The organism is Hymenobacter wooponensis (genome assembly GCF_004745865.1).
In the GTDB taxonomy this organism is placed as follows: Bacteria; Bacteroidota; Bacteroidia; order Cytophagales; family Hymenobacteraceae; genus Hymenobacter; species Hymenobacter wooponensis.
In genome coordinates this window covers 753,697-778,605 of the sequence record NZ_SRKZ01000001.1, presented here as the reverse complement: position 1 = coordinate 778,605, position 24,909 = coordinate 753,697, and the positions used below count along the sequence as shown (strand labels likewise).

The following is a 24,909-nucleotide window of genomic DNA, read 5'->3' as shown; positions in this document are numbered from 1 at the left end:
GGGTAAACGCTACTCCCAGTCCTGCCAGCGGAGCACCTCGCCCACGGCGGGAGCGTGCAGCTCGCCGCGTAGCATCTGGCCATTGGCTACCATCTGTAGCTCCCGGAGCGGCTCGGAGGCGGGCTCGTCGGAAAGGTCGAAGGTGCCGTAGTGCATGGGCACCACGTGGCCGGCTCGGAGCTGGTTTACCGCTTTGGCGGCCTCGTGGGGGTTCGTGTGGCTCATGTGCATCATGAAGGCCGGCTTGTAGGCCCCGATGGGCATAAGGGCAATATCCAGCGGGCCGAACTGCTTTTCAATCTGCTCGAAGTGGTCGGCCATGGAAGTGTCGCCGGCGAAGAAGAGGGTGCGGCCATCGGGCGTCCGGATGAGGAAGCTGCCCCACAGCACGGTGTTCAAATCAAACAGGCCTCGGCGGTGCCAGTGAGACGCGGGCAGGTAGAACAGCTCGAAGGGTGCCTCGGGGCCCAGGTCAAACTGCTGCCACCAGCCGGCCTCCTGCACGGGCAAGCTGTGGGCCATACCGCGCACCAGCTTCTGCATGCCCAGCGGCCCAAAGGCCTGCAGCTGTGGGTTCTGGCGCGCCACCAGCTTAATGGATTGCTCGTCGAGGTGGTCGCGGTGGCCGTGGCTGAGCAGCAGGTAGTCGATGTTCACCAGGTCTTCGGGGCGGCAGGGCAGGGGGTGGCGCCGGCGCAGGCCCAGCGACGAAAATAGCACAGGGTCGGTGAGGATAGTTTTGCCACCCACGCGCAGCACAAAGCAGGCGTGGCCTAGCCACACCAGCCCATCTTCTTGGCTTTGTAGAAATGCAGTGCAGTTTACCACTTCCGGCACCCAGGTATCGGCTTTCTTTTCTTCTTTCTGCGGGTTCTCGGTCAGCTGCCAGCGGATGACGGTGCTAAAATTGGGCTCGTAGAGCTCCTCCCCGTTGCAGTACTCGCTGCCAATCATCTTGTTGCCGGGGTAGTTAGGCTTGATAGTCGAAAGCTGTTCGTTGCGGACGTAGCGGGCAGCGGCCATGCGGAAGGGGAGTAGCAGGAAAAGATGGAGGCAAATAAACAACAAACCACCCGTCATCGAGGATGGCGGGTGGCTCAGAAAAAAATTAGGAAGTGCTAGTAGCCAAAGGGCATGCCCGGCGAATACATGGGTGAGTACCCCGGGTAGCCTGAGGTGCCGTTACTCATGCGTAGGCCACCCGATACCGAGAAGTTCTCGGTGATGTGGTAGTCGGCCCGCAGGTTTACGCCTGAGCCCATATTGCCACCGAAGCCCGCGTAGGGGTTTACGTTATAGCCGCCGGGCGTCAGGTCTTTCCAGGCCGAGCCGGTGAGGGTCAGCCGGGGCGACAGCGCATATTGCCCGCAGCCCTGAATGAGCATGCGGTTCATGCCATAGTAGCCCGGTTGCGAAGCCCGGTAGCCCACCTCAGTACCGGGGTAAGCGTAGCCGTAGGCCACTCCGGGCGTAGTGCGCAGAAATGTGGCACCACCAAACACCGAGAAGCGCTTGGTAACCTGATAGGCCATGGTGGGGCTAATGTAGCTGGCCGAGCCAAAGCGCCCGGCAAACATAGCTCCCGCATTCAGGCTGAAGGAAGTACGCTGGCTGAGGCTGCCTAGGCCGGGAGCAGGCGTGCCGGCTGCCACGTACGGTAAGGTTTGGGCCGAAGCCGTAGCACCCGCAAACAGCAGGCCGAGCAGTACAAGAGAAGAACGTAGCATAAGCAAGGGGCGGGAAGCAGAGTTTCCTTTCACAAGATACGCAACATCAGTGGAGCAGGCTGCGTGCCCTCAGTGAAAAAGGAACCAGAAAAGTAGTAACGTAGCAGCTGCTTAGCTTCGCTATACGATGTCAGAATTTATTTCTTACCAGCGCTTTCCGTCCCTAGAGGTAGCGCAACCCCTGTTAGATATTCTGCGCCAGCGCGGTATTGAGTTCGAAACCGGCTTCGACCGGCCCCGGCTTGATGTGACGTTTGCCTTTAACCCCACCGATACTTATTTCGTGGTGAAGCTGCGCCAGGAGAATTTTGAGGCAGCCCGACTGGCAGAAGAGCAAGCCAACGAGACATTGACGGCCTCCGTGCCCACCGACCATTACCTCTATAGCTTCTCAGATGATGAGCTGATGGAAATTCTGGCCAAGCCCGATGAGTGGAACAACCTCGACGTAACGCTAGCCCGGCAGCTCCTGCGCCAGCGCGGCCACGACGTTTCACCCGATGTAGTGCAGCTCCTGCGTCAGCGTCGGCTGGCAGAGCTAGCCAAGCCGGAGGAAAGCCAGAAAACCTGGATTTTGGCCGGCTACCTCATGGCAATACTTGGTGGCATTGTAGCGGTGTTCATTGGCTGGCACTTATTTAAGCACCAGAAACAGCTGCCTACTGGCGACAAGGTATTTGCCTTCGCGCCCACAGATCGCCAGCACGGGTTACGCATCTTCATCCTAGGCATTCTCGGCACCATCTTCTGGACTGGCCTACGCATCTATTACTACTAGTGCAGTAGCAAGGGCTAACTCTCCGCGAGTGCCGCCGATGGCTCGGCTTGCCGGAGTTGTTGTCGGGCCTGCCAAGCTACCAGTGCCAGGCAGCCCGCAAACCACAGCCAAGGCAGCCGCAAGTCTATGATGGATAGCGCTGCCAGCACTAGCGTGCTCACGAAGCTGGCCAGACCCTGCACGGCCTGGTTCAGCCCAAATATTTCGCCACGGTCGGCCACGGTGGTGCGTTGAGCTAGCAACCCTTCCAGCAGCCCTTGAATCAGGGAAAGCGTGAGGCAGTCGAGGGCCGTGAGCACGTACAGGCGCGTGACCGACTGGCCTACGAGCCCATACCCCACTAGAATGGGTACGCCCAAAACGGCCAGCCAGAAGATAGCGCGGCGCTGGTTGAGGCGGTCGGCAAGGTAGGTGTAGAACAAGTAGTTGATGACCACGCTCAGCACTCCAAAAAACATAAAGAAGTACGCAATGCCGCGGGCATCCAAGTGTAGCTCCCCGATGCTAATAAAGGGCACGAAGTACGTGTAGTACCCCGTGCTCAGCGTAAGGACAAGCTGCATCAGCACAATGGGGCGCAGGCCTCGGTCGGGCGTATCCTGCTCCCGCAGCCGTTGCCACAGCGTCAGTGGGTTTATGGCCCGGCTTAGTTCGGCGCGCAACTTAGGGCCGCGCACGGGTGTGCGCTGGGTATGGGTTTCGCGGAGCAGCAAGCTGAGCCCCACGTTCAGGGCGGCCAACGCTACGGCCAGCGCTACCACGTAGGCCACCTGCTGGCTGGGCTCTACCTCCCAAAGCGTTAGTACGGCGCCGGAAGCCATGGGCCCCAGCACGAAACCCAGGGAAATAATAGCGCCCTCAATCCCTAGGTTCCGGAACAGGCGTTCCGGTGGTGAGATATCGGTGATGGCCGAGCGAATGGTGGCGTACATACCGTTGGTCAGGCCGTCGCTGAAGCGGTTTGCAAAGTACAGCGTGGCCCGCACCGGGAATAGCAGCGCATTAGCCAGCAGCGTGCCCACCGCCGACAGCACCAGAATAGGCCTGCGCCCCCAGCCGTCGGAGAGGCGCCCCAGCACCGGGGCCGAAAATAGCTGCACTCCTAAGAACATGCCGGTGCCCAGCACCATCCACAGCTGCGGCCGCGCCAGCCCCCGCACAAACTCCGGCAGCACCGGGCCAATAGCCGCGCCAATAACCACGTCAAGGAGAATAATACTATAAATCAGCCAAAGGCGACGGTCGGGGGGCATGGATAAACGGGGGTGAACAGAAGGAAACGCAGATATTTTTCAGTCTGATGTAGGGGTTTCGCTATATAGAAACCACTGAACCTGTATCTTGGCATTGTTTAGTTTTCATTCCTACTCTCTATTTCCGTTTATGGAAAACGTTACCCCTGAAGAGCAAGCAGCTTATCAGCCTGAAATACATATCAGTGCCGAAGAAGCCGCCCAAGTACAAGCTAACTTTATGCGGCAGGTGTACGCCTGGATGGCCGGTGCACTAGCCCTTACGGGTGGCGTGGCCATGCTGGTAGGCTCATCGCCGGAAATTATAGAGCTAGTTGCCGGCAACCGCCTGGTTTTCTGGGCGCTGTTGCTGCTGGAAATGTTTGTGGTCGGCTACATCTCCGCCCGTGCCTTTGAAATGTCGGTAAGCTCGGTAACTGGTGCTTTCGTAGCGTATTCGGCCCTTAATGGCATCACGCTCGGCATCATCTTCCTGGTATTCACCGCCGATTCTATTGCTTCCACCTTCTTCGTAACGGGTGGCACCTTTGCCGTGATGAGCCTATATGGTTACTTCACCCGCACCGATTTATCGCGCTGGGGCAACATCCTGTTTATGGGATTGGTAGGACTCATCATTGCCTCGGTGGTAAATCTGTTCTGGCTGAATTCACTGCTCTACACTATCACTTCCTTTATTGGCGTGATTCTGTTCGTGGCCCTAACCGCCTACGACACCCAGAAGCTGAAAGCCCTGGCCTTCGTAGGCCTCGGCGACGAAGACACTGACCGTAAAGCCGCCGTGCTGGGTGCCCTCACTCTGTACCTCGACTTTATTAACCTGTTCCTGTTCCTGCTCCGCATCTTCGGCCGCCGGAAATAAAACTCAGCAATTAGTCAAGCACGAAACAGTCAATCCGGACATTGTCTGGATTGACTGTTTTTTTGTGGGCCTACAGGAGCAACTTCGTGGGCGGTTTGGTACCAAAAGCACAATTGCAGCGGCGCACAGGCTGAACGGTAGAAAACTTGGTTTCAGATTTTTAAAACCTAAAGGCCGTTTTAGTTGTCTGTAGGCCTATCCCTTGTACGGGATTCCCCGCTATGAATTCAAAACGCGTATTACTTCCTCTCACCTTGGGAGGATTCGGCATTGGCATGACCGAATTTGTCATGATGGGTATTCTGCCCGACGTAGCCAAGGCCCTGCATATTTCCATCCCCACGGCCGGCCACCTCATTTCAGCTTACGCCCTCGGCGTGGTGGTGGGTGCCCCTTTGATGGTGGCCCTTACCAGCAAACTGCCTCCTCGCAAGATTCTAGGCCTGCTCATGCTGATTTTTGCGGTCGGCAACGGGCTGTCGGCGATAGCGCCCGGCTATGAGTTGATGCTGCTGACGCGCTTTATCTCGGGGCTTCCGCACGGGGCGTTCTTTGGCGTGGGTGCCGTAGTAGCGGGCCGACTGGCAGAGCCGGGCAAAGAGGCGCAGGCCGTGTCCATCATGTTTGCGGGCCTGACCATTGCCAACATCATCGGTGTACCAATTGGTACCTATCTAGGCCACACCTTCAGCTGGCGCATTCCGTTTGTGCTGATAGTGGTGGTAGCCCTACTCACCGTAGTGAGCGTGCGGCGCCTGTTGCCCGAGCTACCCGCTCGCGAAACCAACCTGCGGCAAGAGTTTGTGGCCTTTACCCGCTTAGAGCCCTGGATGATTATCGCCATTACCATTCTGGGCAACGGCGGCTTTTTCGCCTGGTTCAGCTACATCGTGCCGCTGTTTACGGAGGTAGCTGGCTTCAGCCACAACGCCGTGACTATCCTGATGGTGCTGGCGGGCGTGGGTATGGCCCTGGGTAACATGCTCGGCGGTTGGCTCACCGACCGAATGTCGCCGTTGCGGGCTACCACTTGGCTACTGCTGGCTATGGCTGCGGCCTTGTTCACCATTCCGATGGCGGCCCAGCATCAATGGTCTACGGTGCTCATCACTATGCTCACCGGAGCCTTGGCTTTCTCCACGGCGGCTCCCATTCAGATGCTGATGATTCGGGCGGCTAAGGGCTCCGAGATGCTGGCGTCGTCACTGAGTCAGTCGGGCTTCAACACCGGCAATGCGTTGGGTGCCTACCTGGGTGGCCTACCCATTGCTGCCGGCCTGGGCTACACTTCGCCGGAGTGGGTGGGTGGTGCGCTGGTAGTAGGCGGTGTTGCCTTTGCCGTGATGCTGGTACTGCGTCGCCGCCGGCAGGCTCAAGAGGAGGTAGTCGCCGTAGCGGCCTAGGGCAGTATTGTAAACGTAGCCCGGGCGTCTGCTCGTACCCAATAGCAAACGCAGCCAAAGTGACGCGCTATGCTAACGGGTACGAGCAGACGCCCGGGCTACGTTTGTTACCGGCTCTGGGTTAGTACCTCATATGCGCTGGTCCAGGGCACGTCGGGGTAGCGGCCGTTGTCCAATGGATCGTTTTGCACGCTAAACATGCTGAGCATGTACTGCATCTGCTGCCAGTTCGCGTAGAGTTCTTGCTCGCCCGCCGGGTTGGCGGCACGGGCGCGCTGAATGTGGCCGGCTAGATCGGCCCGGCTGCCTAGCTGCACCAGCCTGAAGGTGCCGCGCCCAGCTTCTTCAGCCACTGCAGCCAGTTCGCGGGGGCTGATCTGGAAGCTGGCAATGCGCAGCAAGCGCGGAGTAGAGTCGTCGAGGGCAGCGGCGGCGGTAAACGCGGCGGTGTCATTCATGGTGGTGAAGTCGATGCGCCAGTCGGCATCTTCCCAGTACCCTACTTGCTGCTGCTTGAAATCGAGCAAAGGCATGCCGTAGTTCAGCAGCTCCCCAAAGCCGCCGTTCAGGATGGAAGTAGCGGCAATCGGAGCCTCGTCGAGGTGGGTCTTAAACTCCCGGCGCAGGTCGAAGTTGCGGTTTTGGCCAGGGGGGATCTTGGTAAAGTCGCTCGAAAAATCTGAAGGAATAAAGCGCGGTACGCCCGCTGCCACGGCTGCCTGCAGCAGCACCCGCTGGCCCTCCACGATAACATCGTGCAGGCCCGCCACCGCCGATACCACGCAGTCGGCTCCCGTGCAGGCTTCGGTCAGGGCCGCAACATCGGCCATATCTACCTGTAGTACTTCTGCCCCACGCTGCGTTAGCTGGGCTACTTTTCCGGGGTCAGACTCCGCCCGCACAATGGCCCGGACGGAAGCGCCCCGATCAAGTAACGCCTGCACAATGCGGCCGCCCAGGTTACCGGTTGCGCCGGCTACTACAATGGTCTTGCTCATAATAGAGAGGAAAAATAAGTTGAAAATGAAGGATGGGTTGAATAGCTCGGCCGCTAAGCCACGCACACGTTCGGCACCGCCACTTTGCGGTAGAGGTGGGGCATGGCCACGGTGCTGGAAGGGTAGTTGGCCACCCGCTGCTGAAATGCCGGGTTGCTAACGGCCGCTCGGTAGTGGGCCACGCTCTCCCACACGGCCTGAATCACAACCATGCCGCTGCCGGCAATGCCGCGGTACACCTGGGTGGAAATCTGGCCCGGCTGGGTCCGAAACTCCCGCACGATATTGCCCCATTCAACTATGAACTCATCTACCTGGTCGGGGGCCACATGGAAGGTATTTAACAGTGTAACAGGCTCGGGGCTGTTGTCCTGGAATTGATCGGCGTGCGAGACGTGCTCGTCCATTTCTTGCATGGTAAACATGGGAAGGTCGGGTTGAAATGAGAAAAGAGAAGGCTAGGCCACTGCCGCTGCGGCGGGGTGTTTTGCTGGGTCAGGTGTCAGAAGGCCAGGCTGCTAGGCAAGGGCTGGGGTGGCGGTGTCGGGGCTGGTAGTTGGCTGAGCCAGGCGTTTCGTCCAGAGCCAGTAAGAGGCCACCGTTAGGAGCAGCAGCACCAGGGCCGGCAGAGCGGCGGCCACCGGGTCATGCGCGCCCACGTGCACGGCCACGGCGCCCAGGCTGTAAAACAAAAAGCCTGCGTAGGCCCCCACACGCAGATGCTCGCGCGGAACCAGCAGAATGGTGAGCACGCCCAGGATTTTCAGTACCCCCAGGAACGGCACCAGCGCAACCGGAAAACCCAGGTGCTGCATGTTCTCAACAATAGGCGCGGCCAGGGCTACATCGCCCAGCCCTGAGCCGAGCATGGCCACCGACAGGAGCCCGGTGGTGAGCCAGTAGAAAAGGGAAATGCGTTTCATAACAAATTCAGTAGTAAGGATGAGGAAAGGGAGAAGGAGGCTAATCAGGTGGCCTAGACTTTCAGCTCGCCCTCCACGCCATCGTCCAGGGTTTTGCCGGTTACCAGGGAGGTAGCTATTTTCAGCAGGGCTACCATCTGGTTGTGCTTGGTGTCCCAGTAATGAATCACCTCGGGCTGCACGCGCACCAGGGTCAGATCGGGGTCGTCGGGGCCGCCCTGGAACCAGGTTTTCACGAAGGGGTTCCAGTACTGCTCAATCTTAGCCCGGTCGCGCGAAACGGTGGCGCGGCCGTAAATACTGAGGTACTCCGAGGCGTTTTCCTTGCAGAAGTAAAGCTGCACGGCCGGGTCGGTGGCCAACTGCTGATTTTTGTCGGAGGAAGCGGCACTGAAGAAGTACAGAGCGCCCTGTTCGTCCACTCCCTGCAGGGCCATCGGGCGGCTGGGCGCCGGACGGTTTTCCGTGAAGGTGGTGAACATGCAGATGCCGGTTGCCAGCTCCTGCAGCTTGTGCAGAGCTTCGGGGCCGGCCAGGTTCCGGATGTGGTTGTCTTCGTCGTGGCGGGGATCTTGCATGGCAGTAGAAAGGATAAAGTGGAGAAGGATAAGAGAAGAAGGCAGGCGCTGGCAGTGGCAGAGCTCTAGGGGCCGCCGGGTGGCCTAGAAATGAAGAGAAGTCTGACCTATGACCGTCTGCTGTTGTTTTGTGTGCAGCAGGTCGTTAGCCCGTAGCAGCTGAACAAACCTTAAAGAATGAAGTGTAAGTGGCGCAACTGGCTGCGACTAAAGTCCGAGTTATAAGGGCGCATCGTGCGCGAGGCGGCGCAGGCGCCGGGTTTCAAGCCAGTAGGCCAGGGGCAGCACCACGGCCAGGGCCGCGTCGAAGTACAATTGGCGGGGCGGGTCGTTGGGCTGATAAAATTCAGGGTCGATCAGTGCGGTTCCCGGAAACAGCAGGGCCCCGGCCTGGGCAAGCCAGTACACCGCCGCGAATACTGCCGCCAGCTTCAGGGTAGCCCGCTTATTGCCCCGCTGGCCCCACAAAAACCACAGGCTCAGGGCGCCCAGGATGGAGCCCAATAGCATGGTTTGGGCATTGTGAAACTTGGCGTGTGCCGGCCAGCGCGGATTGAAAATGTGGGTTTCATTCCAGTCGGCGTAGTAGGCTCCCCACATGGTCATGAGGGCCACCAGCGTTAATATCCACTTGCCAATCGGAAGCTTGTTCATGCGTTGATAGAGTGGATGGTGAATGGGAAATAGACTGACAATCAGTTGATTTATGCTATTGAATAGTTGTTTTAAACATTTGTTTAAAGCATGGATAAAAAAATAGGGTTTAGGTTTGAACCTCGGGCCCAAACAGGTAGCCTAGTATCATGTCCTTGATTACTTGCTGGTGCTGATTGATTACTTCCATAAGCTCCTCATTAGTCATGCGCAGGGAATGCGTAATAGATGCCCGGCCCACAAACGGATAGTGCACATTGCTGACAATCACCATGATAATTTGCAGCGGCTGAATGGGCTTGATCTGTCCACTATCTACTGCTTCCTTCACTTGGCGCGCAAAAAGAGAGTCGGGCAGAGCAGGGTAGGGTGAGGAGGCCGTAGGCGTTTCAGTAAACAGGTCGGGGTGGCGCCGCATCTCGTGCATAATGAACAGCGGTAGATCCGGGTTTTCCACCACTAGCTCGTGCTCGGCCTCAATCAGGCGCAGAATCTTCTCCCGCAAGGGAATATCAAGGTGAATGAGGCTGTTGAGCTTGGCGAACTGTAGGCGGTGTAAATCCTGAAACGTAAGCTGAAACAGCTTCTCCTTGCTCCGGAAATAGTAGTTGGTCATGGCCACGTTCAACCCCGAAGCTTCGGCCAGGTCGCGCGAGGTAGTGCCATCATAGCCCTTCTCCAAGAACACCCGGCGCGCCGCCTCCCGGATGCGCTCTTCAGTAGATAGGGTGGAGGAAGGGGCTTCTTTCATGGAGAAATAGTAGGCTTATGGGCCAAAGGTAAGAGGTATATTATAGCTAAACGGGTGATTTAAACAAACGTTTAAAAGTTTGTAGTCTTTGTTTAAGGAAATGGTTAGTGTGCCAATAAAGACTAACAACCCACATTGTAACTGAAAATAGCTAGGCTACTACCCGCAGCTACGTTAAGGCAAACCTTCCGGAGAGGGAGGTGCTAACGTAGCCGCGGCTAGTGGCCTAGAGATGAGCTCAGCTCACCAGGGGTTACTTACCGACGGAAAGGCGAACCTGCTTGGTTTGAGCGCCGAGCACCAAACGGCACAAATACAGGCCGCGTGGCAGATTACGGCTGTCCAGGGGAAGTTCATACTGCTGTCCGGCCTCAACCTGCCCGTTGAAAAGTGTGGTCACGCGCTGGCCTACCTCGTTGTACACTACCAACTCAGCTTGCCCCGAACTAGTGGCCTGGAAGGAAACAACCGCGCGCTCTGTGCTAGGATTGGGATAGGCAGTCAACTCCGTGGTCATCGCCGACAGGCTGGGCTGGCTACTGCAGTGGCCTAGCTGGTCGCCGGAATGGTGCTGGAGGTGGGCTGCTACCGCGCTGGCCGCAATGCAGAGTTCCTGCCCATTGTGGCAAACCAACACCTTGTCATTCTTTTTGCCATTGCCGCAGCGCGCATCTACCACCGTCAGCGTCACGCTGGTAGTGGCCTGGCAACCGGAGGCACCAGTAGCGGTGAGGGAGTAGGTATAGGTGCCAGGCGCAGTAGCCGTGAAAACTGGCGTAGCACTAGTTGGGTTGCTCAACCCGGCGGCCGGGCTCCAGCTGTAACTGGTTCCGCCACTGGCTGAGAGGGTCACGCTCTGCGGGCCATACCCCAGGTAGAGGGTGGTAGGTACTCCGCCAGTATACGTACCGCCAATGGGCTGCACGGCAATTTGGGGAGCAGGTGGGTTTCCTATTACCGTTACCGTTATAGGGGCCGTACTTGAATTGCCATTTACATCGAAGACGGTTAGCGTCAGGTTATTAACCCCCAGGTTCTCACAGCTGAAGTTGGTCTGACTCAGCTGCATTCGGCCAATACCGCACGCATCGGTGCTGCCTGCATCGGCATCAAGCGGGGAAATTGTAGCCGAACCGTTGAACAACGCCACTGTTAGGTTGCGGGCTACAATAGTGGGGGGCGTCACGTCAGTCACGTTGACGGTAAACGTGGCGCTGCTCGTGCCTACACCGCTGGTAGCAGTAGCCGTAACAGTGGTTATGCCCACGGGAAAAACGTACGGTGAAGTAATAGGCCCGGCAGAAGTGGCATAGGTGATAGTAGGAACCGGCGACCCAATAGCCACCGCCTCAAACTCTACCCGAGCCCCGCACTGGTTGGCTGGTGCCGTTACGCTAATAGGGGATGGGGGCACCACCACTGGGTAGATGATGCCTTTCTGGGGTTGAATGTACTTGACGGTGGCGTAGTCGCTGATGCTTTTGATGATAGAGCCGGAGTACCCCGTCACGTACACATTGTTTCTGGCATCGAGGGCTAGGTTGGTGGCTTTATAAATACCTCCCGCTGGCTCAGGGTACGTGGCCGCCCAAATCTGCTGACCATCGGGGGAGTATTTCAGCGTAGCGTACTCGCCCGTAGGCCCACCGCCGTACGTGGCGCCCGTCACGTACACGCTGCCAGTGGGGTCCACGGCTATATCAGAGGCCCGATCAGAGCTGTACATTGAGCCTACATACGTGGCCAGCCACTGTTGCTGGCCGCTGGAAGAGTATTTTAGCGTGGCGTAGTGAAAGTCTGAGCCGCCGGTCACGTAGGCGTTGCCATTGGCATCTACCGCTAGGCCAGTTACGCGGTCAGATCCATTGCCCTGACCATTGAAGCGAGCAACCCAAAGCTGCTGGCCATTGCTGTTATACTTAAGAGTGGCATAGTCTTCCTGACCCCCAACCGGTGTGTCAGATATGCCCGTCACGTACACATTGGCCGCGCCATCAAGGGCTAACTCCACGGCTTGGTCGTTGCCAGAAGAGGGACCATCGTAGCGCGCCGCCCAGAGTTGCTGGCCGCTGGGCGAGTATTTCACCGTAGCATAATCATCACGGGTGCTTCCGTTGGCTGAGGTGCCGGTTACGTACACGTTGCCGGCGGCATCCAGGGCCAAGTCAACGGGCTGATCGGCTAAGTTGGCGGGGCCATCGTAGAAAGCCGCCCATTGCTGCTGACCGCTGGCAGAGTACTTCACCGTAGCGTAGTTTACTTGCCCACTGCTGGTAGTGGTAGTGCCCGTAACATACACATTGCCGACGGCATCCAGCTTCAGGTTAGTAGCGCCGTCTCCTTTGTCGCCGGGGCCATTGTAGGTGGCCAACCACAGCTGCTGACCGCTGGGAGAGTATTTTATGGTAACGTAGTCGAGGCTACTTGGCGTGGTGTAGGAATAGCCCGTTATGTACACGTTGCCGGCCGCATCTACGGCTACATCACTGGCTGCATCAAGGCCATGGGCGGGGCCGTCGTAAACGGCTACCCACATCTGCTGACCACTCGGAGAATACTTCACCGTGGCACAGTCGTAGTTGCCAGTGACAAACGAGTGGGAATACCCCGTCACGTATGCAAAGCCGTTCGCGTCCACTACCATCGCCTGGGGCAGGTCGTCGGAACTGGGCTCCTTGCCATTATAGTGAATGGCCCATTCCCGGCTCACGGGGCCAGTAGTAGCTGCCTGTTCCGTGATGCCCTTGCCTGAAAGAGTGGCGGCCGAACCTGACCTTGCGCCACTAACAGGTTTACTAACGGCGGCAGACTGACTTATTGCAGACTGCTTTATGCCAAGAAGTGTTTGAAGCAGCTCCGCGGCAGTAGGGGGAGATGCTGGCTGCTCTACTTGCCTTGCTGGGGCAGGGCTTTGTTGTTGGCCTAGAGCTGCTGGTGCACAAAGTGGCAACCATCCTGCTAGCAGCAGGAGACGCGTAAAGCTTGTTTTCATAAGGGTGGTTAACTATGTAAAGAGGGGAAAAGCTGCACTAAAACGTACTCACGGCAATAAGAGGAACTTCTCTTTGATAAGGTATGGATTTTCAAGTAAGATATTAATAATGTTAGTTGCAATATGAATATTTTGTAAGCATTGGAATTGATTGGGCTACTTTTACTGATCAAGTAACGCTTATAGACATGATGCTTCCTAATCTGCCCACCACCTCCCCCGATGGCCGTTGCCCCTGGGCGCACCACAACGAGCTAATGCGGGATTTTCATGACTATGAATGGGGTGAGCCGGTAGCCGAAGCGGGTATCCTATTTGAGTATCTGGTGCTCCACACGTTTCAGCTGGGCTTCGATTTTCCGGTGGTATTGAAGCGGCGCGAAGGGTTCCGGGAGCTGCTCGCCGGCTTCGACCCGGAACGGTTGGCGAGGTTTGGGGAGGAGGAAATAAGTGAGCTGCTGCTGAACCCGCGCATTCTGCGCAACCGCCGTAAGCTGGAGGCCACCGTGCAGAATGCCCAGGCATGGCTGCGGCTACGGCAGGAAGTGGGCGGCGATGCGGGCTTGCTGCCGTTCTTCTACCAATACGTTGGCGGCCGTCCTCTTGATAATCAGCGTAGCGAAACCAACGCGGTACCCGTTTCTACGCCCCAGAGCGAAGCCATGAGCAAAGACCTGAAGCGGCGCGGTTTCGTGATGACCGGCCCCGTCTCGTGCTACAACATCTTGCAAACCGCTGGCCTAGTCAACGACCACCTGGTCAGCTGCCCGCGCCATGCAGAATGCGCCGCCTTAGCCACACCGCAGTAATTACTGCGTAGGCCTATAAAAGAAAGAGGCTGCAGTACACCGCAGCCTCTGAACGAATTTCAGGTAGTCTTTAAAGCGTCAGCCAGCTTATCTGCGCAGTTAAAGGGTTTATGTAAAGCAAATACGTCACTGTATTGAATAGCAAAGCATATCCTTAGGTGACTCGCTATTAGCGCAATGGTGCGGTAGTTAGGGGCGTAACGGGCGTCTGCTGGGGGCGCCGGCCTTGAAAATCGGGCATAGAAATGTTGGGCAAGCGGGGCAGCACGTACCGGGCAAAATAGTCAGCTTCATCTAGCAGCGGATAGCCGGAGAAGATGAAGGCGCGGAAGCCCATATCCATGTAGCGGTTGATCTTCTCTACAATCTGGTCGGGCGTACCCACCAGGGCCCCACCAGCTCCGGAGCGGGCTTTGCCAATGTCGGTCCAGAGCAGGGGCTCTACGAAACCTTCCATATCGGCGTGCTCCCGTAGCTGGTTTTGGCGGTGCACCCCCAACGACCACGAATCCTGGGCGCGGCTCTTGATTTCGGCCCCTTTCACGGGGTCAAACTTCGACATGAGCTTGCGGGCGTAGGCGCGGGCCTCATCTTCGGTCTCGCGCACAATCACGTGAATGCGGAGCCCAAAGTCGATCTGGCGGCCGTGGCGGGCGGCTCGGGCGCTCATGTCCTGCATGGTTTCGTAGAGCATTTCCTCGGTTTCGGGCCACATCAGGAACATGTCGCAGTACTGCGCGCACACCGCACGTGCCCCTTCCGAAGTGCCTCCAAAGTACAGGAGCGGGCCGCCGTTCTGCTGGTAGGGCTTGGCGGGGTCAGAGGCCATGTCAAACTGGTACAGCTCGCCCTTGTGCACAATGCGCTCCTGCGTCCAGGCCTGTTGTAGAATCTCGATGGTCTCGGCGCACCGCTGGTACCGGAGCTCCGGCACCTCCCGTAGGCCAGGTAGGTCGGAGTTGATGATGTTGATGGTGAGCCGGCCCTCCAGCATGTGGTCTAATGAAGCCAGGGCCCGGGCCAGCATGGGCGGGTGAATCTCACCGGTACGGATGGCGGTGAGCAGGTTGATGCGCGACGTTTGGGGTGCAATGCCAGCCGCAAACGTCATGACGTCTTGGCCTACCGTATAGGAAGTAGGCAGCAAAATATTGGAATAGCCCAGGCGCTCCGCCGAGAGCGTGATGTCGCGGCAGTGGGCCCAGGAACTGCGGTAGGCCCCATCGAGCACGCTCAGGTACTGCGTATCGCCCCCGCAGAGGTCATCGAACCAAGAGATTTCAGCCACGCGCTGCGGCGTGCGAATGGCCACCGACGTGATAGGGGAAGAGAGAGGCATAACGTGAGAATGTAGAGAAGCAGAGTACGAGGGAAGAAGTATTGGATCGGGAACGTCGTCGGAAGGAATATAGACGATGACTCCTACCGGTCCTGTCGAGCTGGTTGAGACATCTCGTGGGCTGACGTTGAGATGCTTGCTCATCAATCTAGCACGTCATCCTGAGTGCAGCGAAGGATCTTGTCCCGTCAGCACGAGGTGCTAGGCCAGTCGTTCTATCGTGATAAGATCCTTCGCTGCACTCAGGATGACGTCCTTCTTCGGTGGATTAGCATTACAACGTCAGCCCGGGAGATGTCTCGACTCCGCTCGCCAGGACGTTATTCCTCAAACGGCCAAGCAGAGAAGACCTCAGGACGGCACAGGTTTACGTCGGTTCCAGATGAAGTACAGGCCTAGGCCACCCGCTGCAAACAGCGCTACGTCTCGGGCCTCGTTGCCTTTACTGCTGACTAAAAGCCACACGCACAGGCCTACGCAAAGCAGGGCAACCAGCCCGCCACCGGCCACCCGAAATGGCGCCGGCTGGGCCGGGTAGCGTCGGCGCAGCACCGGCAGGGCCGCGCATGTAAGCGCGAAGTAGGTAAGCCGAATGATGGTGCTGAGCGTGAGAGCATAGATGAAGGTGCCCGATATGGCTAGCACGAGCTTTAGCCCCGCTGACACCAGCAGGGCCACGTGTGGCGTCCGGAACCGTGGGTGCGTTGCGCCAAAAACGGCCGGTATCTGGCCTTGTTCGGCTAAGGCAAAGAGCAGCCGGGGCCCCGTGAGCATAAGGGCATTGAGCGTACCCAGCGCCGTAAGCATGGCTGCCGCCGCTACAAAAGCCGCGCCCAGCGGCCCCAGAAATTGCTGGGTGGCATCGGCCAAGGGCCGTTCTGAAGTGGCCAGGTTGGGCAGCGTGCCAATGCACACCACCTGCACCAGCAAAAACAGCACGGCTACTGTGGCAATGGCCGTGAACAAGGCGAAGGGCACGTTCCGTTGAGGCTGCTGAATCTCGGCAGCGGGAATTGCGGCCACATCAAAGCCGGAGAAAGTAAAAATGAGCAACAAGACTGCCCCCGAGAAGCTCGTGTAGGTGGGCGGCACCGCAAACGAGAAAGCATGCCAATCGACGTAGAATAGGCCTACGCTGGTGAAGACAACCAGAACCAACAGCTTGCTGACTGTAAATAGATTGTTAACCAGCGAAGCCGTGCGCACGCCCACCAGGTTGATGAGGGTGAGGCTGCTGACCAGCGCCGCCATTAGCGCCGCCCGCCCTAGGCCATGCCCCACTGTAGGCCAGAAGTACGCGGCATAATCAACGAACAAGTTGCAGAGCGCCGCAAAGCTGGCCAGCCGCGAAATCCAGAGTAGCCAGCCGACCTCAAAGCCCACGAGTGGCCCAAACGCTTCCCGAGCATACAGGTATGGCCCGCCCGCCCCGCTAAACCGGCTGCTGACTTCGGCGAAACACAGGATAATAAGCGCCACAATGGCCGCACTGGCGCCGTAGGCCACTACGCTGTAAGCACCCACCAGGGCATAAATCTTGGCTGGCAACCCCAGAATACCGGCGCCAATGGTGATGTTGATAATAAGGGCGACGAAGTCCCAGCGGCGGATGCCGCGTACCAAGTCCGGCCGGGTTCCGGCGGAGGTAGCAGTCATGCAGAATCAAGTAAAGCGGGAAAGAAAACTAACGTGGCCTAGGGCCACCATCACAAGGCGCTAGCGTAGTGCACGGCAACAACAGCAACAGTTTTCGATCAGCGTTACGGGCAGCATGTAACTGGGAAAAGAAGAGATTCTCGCTGGTTTTTGGGTGCCTACTTTGGTCGCTAGGCCACCTGAGTAAGCGGGCAAATATAGTTAAGCAGGCATCAGCACCAAGTTTTGCCCGCGCTTCGGCTGAGAGTTTTTGCGCGAAAAAGTTCCGGGCTAAAAACAAAAATTTGGATTTATCAGAAATGCGCCTGTACATTTGGCATACCAATTCTTTCACCCACAAAGGATTGTTTTTATACAGAGGCGCGGAGAGACAGGCTCTATGAACCGCCGACAACCCCCGGAACATCCGGAACGGTGCCAAGTCCTGACCATATAAAAACAACAACGCCGTGAGCACCTTCACCAGCCTTGCCGTCCGAAACGCCGCGCCCAACGCCCTACAGCATGCGTGTTGTAGCATGATGCGTTCAAGCGTCTGTATGCAGATGCGGGCTGTGAGCTGCTAAGGACCAGGGATTCCCTCGTATTCTTTTTGCTTGCTCCTGTAACAGAGGGTAGTAGCGCGCCTGACTGTTACACCAACTCCTGACCCAGGAGGTAGTCGATAACGCCCGCTCCGTTCCGGACGGATGGCGTGCGCGACTCCGCCAGCTGAGGTCAGTCCTTCCTTCATTTTGGTGCCCAAATTTTCGTTGAAGCTCTCAACGGAATGGCCTTCCTGTGCACACATTTTAGGCTTGAAGGAAGGCGTATTTTCTGCCGTAGCTCTTCTCAAACGAGCTTTTTGACGCCATCAGGAGCAATTGAGCGAATCGCTCAGCGCGGTTTCGCGGCTCCACTTCCTTCTCCTTTCTGATATGAAATTATTTACTCTACTGGCGGTGCCAGGGGTGGTAGCTGCGCTTGCCCCGGCGAGTTTCGCCCAATCCACAACGGGCCAATCCATCACAGGTACTATCACCGACGCCGCCGACCGCAGCCCCTTGCCAGGCGTCACCATTATTGTACGGGGCACCACCGTTGGGGCTACTACCGATGGTAAAGGCCAATTCTCTCTCACTCTGCCCGAAGGCAATAATACGTTGCTGATTAGCGCCATTGGCTACCAGGCGCAAACGTTGAACGTTACCTCCGGGCAGGTGCAGGTTGCCCTGCGGGCCGATGTGAAGCAGCTCTCGGAAGTAGTTGTTACCGGCTATAGCGAGCAGAACCGCAAAACACTCACCAGTGCCATTAGCTCCGTGAATGGCGAGGCGCTGAAGGACATTCCGGCGGCCAGCCCCGACCAGCTGCTGCAAGGTAAAGCGCCCGGCGTGCAGGTGTCGGCTAACTCGGGGGTGCCGGGCGGGGGCATCTTTATCCGCATCCGGGGCAGCAACTCCGTGAATGCCAGCAACGACCCGCTGTACGTGGTAGATGGCGTATTCATCAATAACACCAACCTGATTGCAACTGGCCTAGGCAACCAAGTTTCATCGAACCCGCTGGCCGACCTGAATCCGCAGGATATTGAGAGCATCGAGATTCTGAAGGATGCCAACGCCACGGCCATCTATGGCTCACGCGGGGCCAACGGAGTAGTGCTGATTACCACGAAGCGGGGCAAAGCCGGCGACAAGACGCGCATCACCTTCAACACCTACCACGCCTGGTCGAAAGCACCTAACAAGTACGAGTTGGTGACCGGGCAGGAGCTGGCCACGCTGGAAAATGAGCGGTTTCTCAACGATGGTGGCAATCCGGCTCAGTTGCCGTATCGCTCGGTGGCCTCCGGTGGGCGGGGCCTGCCTGAGGAACAGCAAACCTACGACCGGCTCTCCGATGTATTCCGCACGGCCCAAACGCAGAGCTATGAGCTATCGGCGGCCGGTGGGTCGGCCAAGACCCAGTTCTACATTGGGGGCGGCTACTTCAAGCAGCAGTCCATTGCTAGGCCTACCGATTTTGAGCGGTTCAGTCTGCGCGTAAACCTCGACAATTCGGTCACCGATAAACTGCGCATCGGGACCAGCACGGCCCTCACGCGCACTCACCGCAACGTCAGCAGTAACGACAACAACCCGGTGGGCGTCATCAACTCGGCCCTGTTTCCGCGCACCAACCTGCCGATTTACAACCCGGACGGGAGCTACGCCAAATATGGCTCTTTCGACAACCATCAGGCGCTGATTGACAACCTGAACAACGATGCGGTGGGCTCCCGCGTCATCTCGAACGTGTACGGGCAGTACCAGTTCGGCAAGCACTTGACCCTGCGCAGTAGTTGGAGCATCGACTTCAACGACATGTACGAGAACAACTTCAACAACACGCTCATTCTGGCGGGGCAGCCGCGCGGTACGGCCTCGTCGTTTCTCTCGCGGGATATCACCCTGCTCAATGAGCAAACTCTCAACTATAGCGTAGATCTGGGCGAAAACCACTCACTGCAGGCGCTGGTGGGCAATACCCTGCAGAAAAACACCTTTCAGCGCACCAGCTTGGCCGGGCAGCAGTTCCCCAGCAACGACCTGACCAGCATCGCCTCGGCGGCCACCCAAACGGGCTCGTCGTCCCGCTCCCAGGCTGGGCTGGTCTCTTTCTTCGGCAAGGGCACTTACAGCTTCAAGCAGCGCTACACCGCTGATGTAAGCCTCCGGGCCGATGCGTCCTCGCGCTTCGGGCAGGACAACCGCTGGGGCTACTTCCCGGCAGTGGGCGTGGGCTGGCGCCTGGGCGAAGAGGAGTTTGTGAAGAACCTGAACGTGTTTCAGGAGCTGAAGCTGCGGGCCAGCATCGGCAAAACCGGCAACCAGGCCGGCATCAGCGACTTTGCGGCCCGCGGTCTGGTGCAGGGCGGCGCCAACTACCTCGACCTGCCGGGCACTGCCCCCCTGCAGCTGGCCAACCCCAACCTAAGCTGGGAAAGTACCCGGCAGTGGAACGTGGGCGTAGACGCCGCCGTGCTGCAAAACCGGGTGCTGGTCGAGTTCAACTACTACGACAAGTATACCTCGGGACTGCTCTTGAACGTACCCGTGCCCCGCAAAACCGGCTTCTCTTCGGTGGTGGAAAACTACGGAGCCGTGAGCAACAAAGGCCTGGAGCTGCAGGCCACCGTTAACTGGCTGCCCAAGGCCGCGGTGCAGTGGAGCACTACCTTCAACGTAGCCCGCAACGTCAATAAAATTGAAAAGCTGGCCGCGCCCATCACCAGCGGCTCCCGCGACATTTTCCGGCTGGAGGAGGGTGCACCACTCTATTCCTTCTGGCTCTACCACCAGACGGGCGTGAACCCGGAAAATGGGGATGCCCAGTACGAGGACGTGAACGGCGACGGCCAGCTCACGGTGGCTGACCGCAAGCTGGTGGGCAATGCCTGGCCCAATTACTTCGGGGGCCTCACCAACTCGGTAAGCTACCGGGGCTTTGACCTGGGCTTCACGCTCAACTTCGAGCAAGGCGCGAAGATCATGAACATGAACCGCTTCTTTCTGGTGCACGGCGGCACCCAGAGCAACATCGGCTACCTGCGCGAGCAGCTCGACCGCTGGCAGAAGCCCGGCGACATCACGGATATTCCGCGGCTCACCACTAACCCCGCCAGCAACAACTACGGGGGCGTGGTGCAGAACCTGAGCGACCGGTACCTGGAAGATGGCTCCTTCCTGCGCCTCCGGACCTTATCCCTGGGCTACACCGTGCCGAAAGACGTGGCGGCCAAAGCGCGCCTGAGCAGCCTGCGGGTGTACGTGCAGGCGGCCAACCTCTTCACCATCACGCCCTACTCCGGCCTCGACCCGGAGGTGAACTCCCAGAGCGGCGTGAGCAATACCAAAAACATCGACTGGGCCACCGTGCCCCAGCCCCGCACCTTCCAGGTGGGCCTGACGGTCGGACTATAAGCTGTTGACTTCGATGAAAAAGACCCTATACCGCCTCCTGTTTGCCGCGCAACTCTCAACCGCTGTCTTAAGCCTGACCGGGTGCCAGGATTTGCTGGACCCGACCCCGGTGCAGCAGCTGCCCGACGATAAGGCCATTACCGATGCCGGCAGTGCCCGCTCCGCCACCATTGGCGTCTACGACCGGGTGCAGGCCTACTACCAGCTGAACTGGCCCGTGCTGGGCTTTCTGCCCGGCGAAAATGTGCGCTTCAATGGCACCCTGAACCAGTTTCTGCAGATTGATCAGAACCAGCTCAGCGCCGACAACGTGCTCATTACGGAAGCCTGGACCCAGATGTACCAAGCCGTGAATGGCGCCAACAATGTACTGGCGGGCGTGCCAGGGGTGAATGACCCGCTACTGACGACGGCCGAGAAAAACCAGCTGCAGGGAGAGGCCTACTTCCTGCGGGCCCTCGTGTACTTCGATCTGGCGCGGGGCTGGGGCGGTGTGCCGCTGGTACTCACGCCCACCCGCACCAAGGAAAACGGCCAGGGAATTGGGCGCAGCACCCAGGCCCAGACCTACGACCAAGTGCTGGCCGACTTAACGCAGGCCGAAGCCTTACTGCCCGATGGTGCCACCCGTAACCGCGCCGTGCAAACCACTGCCCGCGCCCTGCGGGCCCGCCTGCACCTGTACCGGCAGCAGTGGACTGAGGCCGAGGCCTATGCTACGCAGGTAATTGCCAGCAGCAACTATAGCTTGGTTACACCTTACCGCACGATTTCCACGGCTCCTTTCCTGAGCCGGGAGTCCATCTTCGAGCTGACGTTCAGCAACTCCGACGCCAACTCCATGTGGAACAACTGGTTCCCGAGCGCCCTGGGTGGGCAGTTCAACTTCCAGCCCGTACCGGCGGCCATTGCCTTGCTCAATGACCCGGCCGTGGGCGGGAGCCGCTCGGCCCTGCTTGCTACCACGACCATCGCGGGCAGCCCAGTTACCTACGGCAACCTCTACAGCCGCTCCGCCCAGCGCGACGACCCCAGCTACGTGCTGCGGCTGGCGGAGCAGTACCTGATTCGGGCGGAGGCCCGGGCCAAGCAGGGCAAGCTAACCGCCGCCCTGGCCGATCTGAATGCCGTGCGCAGCCGGGCCGGGGTGCCCACCAGCACCGCCGCTACCGCCGAGCAACTGCTGCTGGCGATTGAAAATGAGCGCCGGGTGGAGTTTGCCTTCGAGGCCGACCGCTGGTTTGACCTGGTGCGTACGGGCCGGGCCGGCGCAGTGCTGGGCGTTACTGACCAACGTCGCTGGCTGTTCCCCTTGCCCTTCAACGACCTGGTGGCCGACCCCAGCCTGACGCAAAACCCCGGCTACTAGGCTAGGTAGCTCGCATTCCTCTGACTACGACCTGCATTTATCATGTTGAAATCAACCTTTTTTGGCGCGCTACTTAGCCTAAGCCTGGCTTCGGCTGCTCCCGCGCTGGCGCAAAACAAGTATTTCTTCCCGGCGGCTACCGGCGGCAGCTTTGACCCCGCCGTGCCCACGCCCGAGCAGTTTTTGGGTTACCCCATTGGCTCGCACTACACCCGCACCGACCAGATAGTGGCCTACCTGCGGGAGCTTGATCGGGTATCGGATAAAGTGAGCCTGCGGGTGCTGGGGAACACCTTTGAGGAGCGCCCGCAGGTGGTGGCCACCATCACGGCTGCGGAAAATCAGCAGAATCTGGCGGGGTTGCAGCAGGCACGGCGGGCCCTAATGGACCCGAAACTGGCCGCCCCCGACTACCGCAAGCTGCCGGTAGTAGTGAGCCTGAACTTTGGTGTGCATGGCAACGAAAGCAGTTCTTCGGAAGCCGCGCTGCTGCTGGCCTACTACCTCACGGCCTCTACCTCGCCCGAGACCAAACAGTGGCTGGAGCAAGCCGTAATTACCATCGACCCCCTGGAAAACCCCGATGGCCGCGACCGGGCTTCGCACTGGTTTGATCAGAATAAGTCGTGGCCCAACGTAACCGACCCGCTCGACCGGGAACACACGGAGGCTTGGCCGGGTGGGCGCACCAACCACTTCTACACCGATCTGAACCGCGACTGGCTTCCGCTGACCCAACCCGAAAGCCGGGCCCGGATGGCCTTCTTCCACGAGTGGTACCCCAACGTGATGATTGACTTTCACGAGATGGGCACCAACGGCACGTACTACTTTGAGCCCTCCAAACCATTCAGCACCGAGAACGACCTGATTCCGCGGGCTACCTATGAAGTGCTGAACGTGCACATGGCCAAGTATTTCGCCAAAGCCCTCGACGACTTGGGCTCGCTCTACTGGACCAAGGAGCAGTTCGATAACCTCTCGCCCATCTACGGCTCCACGTACCCCGACTTTCAGGGCGGCGTGGGCATCACGTTCGAGGTCGGCAGCTCCCGCGGGTTGGCGCAAGAAGGGACCAACGGTGTAGTCACGTTTCCATTTACCATTCGCAACCACGTGGCTACTGGCATAGCCACCGTGCGCGGAGCCGTGGAGGAAAAGGAGCTCTACCTGCGTCATCAGCGGGATTTTTTTGCGTCAGCTCTCACCGACGCCCGCAAGTTCCCGACCAAAGCCTACGTCTTCGGCAATGCCCAGGACGAAACCCTGACCAACAAATTCTTGGCACTGCTGCTGCAACACAAAATTGAGGTGCACGAGCTGGGCAAAAATGTTACGCTGGATAAGCAGGAGTTTAAGCAGGGCAAAGCCTACGTGGTGCCCACCAGCCAGCCGCAGTATCGCATCGTCAATTCCTTGTTCGAGGAGCTGACCACCTTCCACGACAGCGTGTTTTATGACGTAACGGGCTGGAGCCAGGCCCATGCGTATGGGCTGGCGGTGTCGAAACAAAAGAACACAGGCCTAGTGCAAGGGGCTCTTGTTTCGTCGCCTAAAAATCTGGCGGGCACCGTGCAGGGCGGGCAGAGCAGCTACGCTTACTTATTGCCTTGGTCTGATTACAATGCTCCCCGTACGCTGGTGGCGCTGCAGCGGGCCGGCATCACCACCAAAGTCAGCTTTAAGCCCTTCAAGGCCGGCACGGCTAAACAGCCCATCGACTTTGGCTATGGCACCCTGGTTATTCCGGTGGCGGCCCAAAAGCTCCCCGCCGATTCTGTTTTTCAAATCGTGAGCCGGTTGAGCCGGCAGCACCAGGTAACGTTTACTGGTGTGGGCACTGGCTTCAGCCTGGGTGGTATTGATCTGGGTTCTAACAATGTGCGCACCGTGCCCGAGGCTAAGGCGGCCATTCTGGTAGGAACGGGTACCACGGCCTCGGAAGTAGGGGAAGCGTGGTTTGTGGCTAATCAGCAGCTAGGCCTACCGTTGAGCAAGATTGAGCTGAGCAACTTCGGGAAGGCGCCATTAGGCCGCTACAGCAGTATAGTTCTGGTGGGTGGTTCGTACACTAGCCTCGACAAAGCGGCCGTGGATAAGCTGCGGCGCTGGGTGCAGGAAGGCGGCACGCTCGTTACCCTGAAAAACGCTTCGGAATGGGCCATCAAGCAGGGCATTGTGAAAGAGAAGCTGCTGATTCCGGCTAATGGAGGTTGGGCCGATACCACCGCTTTTGCCGTAGCGCTGGCCGAGGCCACGCCGCCCGCTCCCAAAGTAACCCAGCGGCCCAAACCGCAAACCTCCTTCGCCCCCCGGCGTGCCGACTTCGTAGGCCAGGAGCAGGAGGGAACCCGCGCTATTGCCGGCTCTATCTACCTCACCGACATCGACATTACCAACCCCATTGGGTTTGGCCTCACCAACCGCCGCCTCTACGTGTTCCGCAATGGTACTACGTTCCTGCGGCCCAGCCGCAACCCCTATGCCACGGTAGCACAGTACACGGCGTCGCCGCTCGTGAGTGGCTACGTATCTAGAAACAACCTGCAGCAGATTCGCAACTCGGCTGCGGTGGTGGTTAGCAAGGTGGGCACTGGTCGGGTGGTGCTCTTCGCCGATGACCCCAACTTCCGCCACTACTGGCACGGCACCTCGCGTCTGTTTACCAATGCGGTGTTGCTCGGCCCACTGCTGAACCTGCCCGACGGCCCGGCCTCCATTACTGCGGAAGAAGAATAGCGCACCGCTAGGCCACTACCCGCGGCTGCGTCAGTTCATTACCCGAGGTAAGAAGTAGCACAGCCGTGAATAGTGGCCTACAAGCAAGTTTACCCAGTATACTTCTGGCGAGCAGTTACCTTTAGCTGCTTCCG

19 protein-coding genes and 1 riboswitch are annotated in these 24,909 nt (G+C 58.6%); of the genes, 7 read left to right on the top strand and 12 right to left on the bottom strand.

Annotation, left to right across the window (positions count from 1 at the left end; translation table 11 throughout):
* Positions 1-9: 9 nt before the first annotated feature.
* Positions 10-1,023, bottom strand: coding sequence for an MBL fold metallo-hydrolase (locus EU557_RS03170; protein WP_135528954.1), 1,014 nt, complete (start codon positions 1,021-1,023; stop codon positions 10-12).
* A 95-nt stretch (positions 1,024-1,118) separates the two neighbouring features.
* A complete protein-coding gene (locus EU557_RS03165; protein WP_135528953.1) occupies positions 1,119-1,727 on the bottom strand; it encodes a hypothetical protein in 609 nt (202 codons plus the stop codon).
* Positions 1,728-1,854: 127 nt separating this feature from the next.
* Between EU557_RS03165 and EU557_RS03160 the strand changes: the two genes are divergently transcribed.
* On the top strand, positions 1,855-2,505 hold the full coding sequence (locus EU557_RS03160) for a hypothetical protein (protein WP_135528952.1): 651 nt from the start codon (positions 1,855-1,857) through the stop codon (positions 2,503-2,505).
* Between the two features lie 14 nt (positions 2,506-2,519).
* Here the strand turns inward: EU557_RS03160 and EU557_RS03155 are convergent, their stop codons facing one another.
* Entirely contained in the window at positions 2,520-3,758 is a 1,239-nt protein-coding gene (locus tag EU557_RS03155) for an MFS transporter (RefSeq protein ID WP_135528951.1), read from the bottom strand.
* 130 nt (positions 3,759-3,888) lie between these two features.
* On the opposite strand from EU557_RS03155, the gene EU557_RS03150 reads away from it, so the two are divergent.
* A complete protein-coding gene (locus EU557_RS03150) occupies positions 3,889-4,620 on the top strand; it encodes a Bax inhibitor-1/YccA family protein (protein WP_135528950.1) in 732 nt (243 codons plus the stop codon).
* Between the two features lie 221 nt (positions 4,621-4,841).
* Positions 4,842-6,023 (top strand): MFS transporter, encoded by a 1,182-nt coding sequence (locus EU557_RS03145; RefSeq protein WP_135528949.1) that lies wholly within the window; start codon positions 4,842-4,844, stop codon positions 6,021-6,023.
* 107 nt (positions 6,024-6,130) lie between these two features.
* Here the strand turns inward: EU557_RS03145 and EU557_RS03140 are convergent, their stop codons facing one another.
* The 7 genes from EU557_RS03140 to EU557_RS03110 all read right to left on the bottom strand — a co-directional run bounded on the left by EU557_RS03140 (position 6,131) and on the right by EU557_RS03110 (position 12,637).
* Complete coding sequence (locus tag EU557_RS03140; RefSeq protein WP_135528948.1) at positions 6,131-7,021, bottom strand: NmrA family NAD(P)-binding protein; 891 nt, start codon at positions 7,019-7,021, stop codon at positions 6,131-6,133.
* Between the two features lie 53 nt (positions 7,022-7,074).
* The gene (locus EU557_RS03135; RefSeq protein ID WP_135528947.1) at positions 7,075-7,446 is read right to left on the bottom strand and encodes an antibiotic biosynthesis monooxygenase family protein; all 372 of its coding nucleotides are present in this window, start codon (positions 7,444-7,446) and stop codon (positions 7,075-7,077) included.
* A gap of 93 nt (positions 7,447-7,539) precedes the next feature.
* The gene (locus EU557_RS03130) at positions 7,540-7,944 is read right to left on the bottom strand and encodes a DoxX family protein (protein WP_135528946.1); all 405 of its coding nucleotides are present in this window, start codon (positions 7,942-7,944) and stop codon (positions 7,540-7,542) included.
* 53 nt (positions 7,945-7,997) lie between these two features.
* On the bottom strand, positions 7,998-8,522 hold the full coding sequence (locus EU557_RS03125) for a pyridoxamine 5'-phosphate oxidase family protein (protein ID WP_135528945.1): 525 nt from the start codon (positions 8,520-8,522) through the stop codon (positions 7,998-8,000).
* Between the two features lie 219 nt (positions 8,523-8,741).
* Positions 8,742-9,176, bottom strand: a complete 435-nt coding sequence (locus EU557_RS03120) for a DUF6640 family protein (RefSeq protein WP_135528944.1) — start codon at positions 9,174-9,176, stop codon at positions 8,742-8,744.
* A gap of 109 nt (positions 9,177-9,285) precedes the next feature.
* Positions 9,286-9,927, bottom strand: a complete 642-nt coding sequence (locus EU557_RS03115; protein ID WP_135528943.1) for a TetR/AcrR family transcriptional regulator — start codon at positions 9,925-9,927, stop codon at positions 9,286-9,288.
* A gap of 253 nt (positions 9,928-10,180) precedes the next feature.
* Complete coding sequence (locus tag EU557_RS03110; protein ID WP_167855069.1) at positions 10,181-12,637, bottom strand: SBBP repeat-containing protein; 2,457 nt, start codon at positions 12,635-12,637, stop codon at positions 10,181-10,183.
* A gap of 470 nt (positions 12,638-13,107) precedes the next feature.
* Here EU557_RS03110 and EU557_RS03105 point away from each other — a divergent pair, with 470 nt between their 5' ends.
* Positions 13,108-13,728 (top strand): DNA-3-methyladenine glycosylase I, encoded by a 621-nt coding sequence (locus EU557_RS03105; protein WP_210115970.1) that lies wholly within the window; start codon positions 13,108-13,110, stop codon positions 13,726-13,728.
* A gap of 169 nt (positions 13,729-13,897) precedes the next feature.
* Here the strand turns inward: EU557_RS03105 and EU557_RS03100 are convergent, their stop codons facing one another.
* Together EU557_RS03100 and EU557_RS03095 are read right to left on the bottom strand one after the other, a co-directional pair.
* Positions 13,898-15,067 (bottom strand): LLM class flavin-dependent oxidoreductase, encoded by a 1,170-nt coding sequence (locus tag EU557_RS03100; RefSeq protein ID WP_135528941.1) that lies wholly within the window; start codon positions 15,065-15,067, stop codon positions 13,898-13,900.
* Positions 15,068-15,418: 351 nt separating this feature from the next.
* Positions 15,419-16,723, bottom strand: a complete 1,305-nt coding sequence (locus EU557_RS03095) for an APC family permease (protein ID WP_135528940.1) — start codon at positions 16,721-16,723, stop codon at positions 15,419-15,421.
* Positions 16,724-17,070: 347 nt separating this feature from the next.
* A riboswitch (SAM riboswitch) is annotated at positions 17,071-17,162 on the top strand.
* 478 nt (positions 17,163-17,640) lie between these two features.
* On the opposite strand from EU557_RS03095, the gene EU557_RS03090 reads away from it, so the two are divergent.
* Genes EU557_RS03090 through EU557_RS03080 form a run of 3 tightly spaced genes read left to right on the top strand, consistent with a single transcriptional unit; the run spans position 17,641 to position 24,775 of the window.
* On the top strand, positions 17,641-20,667 hold the full coding sequence (locus tag EU557_RS03090; protein ID WP_135528939.1) for a SusC/RagA family TonB-linked outer membrane protein: 3,027 nt from the start codon (positions 17,641-17,643) through the stop codon (positions 20,665-20,667).
* A 13-nt stretch (positions 20,668-20,680) separates the two neighbouring features.
* Positions 20,681-22,036 carry a RagB/SusD family nutrient uptake outer membrane protein gene (locus EU557_RS03085; protein ID WP_135528938.1) on the top strand — a complete coding sequence of 452 codons (1,356 nt, stop codon included), beginning with the start codon at positions 20,681-20,683 and terminating at the stop codon, positions 22,034-22,036.
* 42 nt (positions 22,037-22,078) lie between these two features.
* Positions 22,079-24,775: a M14 family zinc carboxypeptidase gene (locus tag EU557_RS03080; protein WP_135528937.1), complete on the top strand. Its 2,697-nt coding sequence runs from the start codon at positions 22,079-22,081 to the stop codon at positions 24,773-24,775.
* The last annotated feature ends 134 nt before the right edge of the window (positions 24,776-24,909 follow it).

What these genes read in the sequence shown, in the direction of transcription:
- EU557_RS03105 (WP_210115970.1), top strand. Translation starts at nt 13,108, where the DNA reads ATGATGCTTCCTAATCTGCCCACCACCTCCCCCGATGGCCGTTGCCCC.
- EU557_RS03160 (WP_135528952.1), top strand. Translation starts at nt 1,855, where the DNA reads ATGTCAGAATTTATTTCTTACCAGCGCTTTCCGTCCCTAGAGGTAGCG.
- EU557_RS03085 (WP_135528938.1), top strand. Translation starts at nt 20,681, where the DNA reads ATGAAAAAGACCCTATACCGCCTCCTGTTTGCCGCGCAACTCTCAACC.
- EU557_RS03100 (WP_135528941.1), bottom strand. Translation starts at nt 15,067, where the DNA reads ATGCCTCTCTCTTCCCCTATCACGTCGGTGGCCATTCGCACGCCGCAG.
- EU557_RS03145 (WP_135528949.1), top strand. Translation starts at nt 4,842, where the DNA reads ATGAATTCAAAACGCGTATTACTTCCTCTCACCTTGGGAGGATTCGGC.
- EU557_RS03130 (WP_135528946.1), bottom strand. Translation starts at nt 7,944, where the DNA reads ATGAAACGCATTTCCCTTTTCTACTGGCTCACCACCGGGCTCCTGTCG.
- EU557_RS03080 (WP_135528937.1), top strand. Translation starts at nt 22,079, where the DNA reads ATGTTGAAATCAACCTTTTTTGGCGCGCTACTTAGCCTAAGCCTGGCT.
- EU557_RS03170 (WP_135528954.1), bottom strand. Translation starts at nt 1,023, where the DNA reads ATGGCCGCTGCCCGCTACGTCCGCAACGAACAGCTTTCGACTATCAAG.
- EU557_RS03150 (WP_135528950.1), top strand. Translation starts at nt 3,889, where the DNA reads ATGGAAAACGTTACCCCTGAAGAGCAAGCAGCTTATCAGCCTGAAATA.
- EU557_RS03135 (WP_135528947.1), bottom strand. Translation starts at nt 7,446, where the DNA reads ATGTTTACCATGCAAGAAATGGACGAGCACGTCTCGCACGCCGATCAA.
- EU557_RS03125 (WP_135528945.1), bottom strand. Translation starts at nt 8,522, where the DNA reads ATGCAAGATCCCCGCCACGACGAAGACAACCACATCCGGAACCTGGCC.
- EU557_RS03115 (WP_135528943.1), bottom strand. Translation starts at nt 9,927, where the DNA reads ATGAAAGAAGCCCCTTCCTCCACCCTATCTACTGAAGAGCGCATCCGG.
- EU557_RS03095 (WP_135528940.1), bottom strand. Translation starts at nt 16,723, where the DNA reads ATGACTGCTACCTCCGCCGGAACCCGGCCGGACTTGGTACGCGGCATC.
- EU557_RS03155 (WP_135528951.1), bottom strand. Translation starts at nt 3,758, where the DNA reads ATGCCCCCCGACCGTCGCCTTTGGCTGATTTATAGTATTATTCTCCTT.
- EU557_RS03090 (WP_135528939.1), top strand. Translation starts at nt 17,641, where the DNA reads ATGAAATTATTTACTCTACTGGCGGTGCCAGGGGTGGTAGCTGCGCTT.
- EU557_RS03120 (WP_135528944.1), bottom strand. Translation starts at nt 9,176, where the DNA reads ATGAACAAGCTTCCGATTGGCAAGTGGATATTAACGCTGGTGGCCCTC.
- EU557_RS03140 (WP_135528948.1), bottom strand. Translation starts at nt 7,021, where the DNA reads ATGAGCAAGACCATTGTAGTAGCCGGCGCAACCGGTAACCTGGGCGGC.
- EU557_RS03165 (WP_135528953.1), bottom strand. Translation starts at nt 1,727, where the DNA reads ATGCTACGTTCTTCTCTTGTACTGCTCGGCCTGCTGTTTGCGGGTGCT.